Below are 463 nucleotides of genomic sequence, written 5' to 3'. Positions count from 1 at the left end.
AGGCCGAAGTAGGCGCGGGTCGGTTTAACGAGATTGAAAAACTTCGTCAGCACAGTGGCCACTCCGTCAAAATGGCCGACGCGGGAGGCGCCGCACAACACGTCAGTTCTCCTTTTCACTTGCACGGCAACATTTTGCTCGCCCTTATACATGTCACTCGGAGACGGCGTAAACAAAACATCTGCTCCCGCCTGTTCTGCAAGCCGGGCATCGCGCTTTAAATCTCGCGGATATGCTTCGTAATCCTCGCCCGGTCCGAATTGAGTCGGATTGACAAAGATGCTCATCACGACAATATCGTTTTCTTTGTTTGCTTTTTCAACCAGGGTCAGGTGTCCTTCATGAAGAAAACCCATTGTCGGGACGAATCCGATCGTCCGGCCTTCTGAGTGGTATTGTGCAATTAATTCTTTAAGCTGTTGAGTTTCTGTCAGTTGTTTCATCGCTTACTTTCCTCCGTACA

The 463-nt window shown here is 49.9% G+C and carries 1 protein-coding gene; it reads right to left on the bottom strand.

The window, feature by feature from the left end; genetic code table 11:
* Positions 1–443 (bottom strand): pantoate--beta-alanine ligase (gene panC, locus ACTD9P_RS29845; RefSeq protein ID WP_438870450.1); only part of this gene is annotated, 443 nt, incomplete at its 3' end.
* Positions 444–463 lie beyond the last annotated feature (20 nt).

The sequence above is a fragment of the Pseudomonas onubensis genome, from assembly GCF_965653655.1.
Lineage (GTDB): Bacteria > Pseudomonadota > Gammaproteobacteria > Pseudomonadales > Pseudomonadaceae > Aquipseudomonas.
This window is presented reverse-complemented; position numbering and strand designations above follow the sequence as displayed.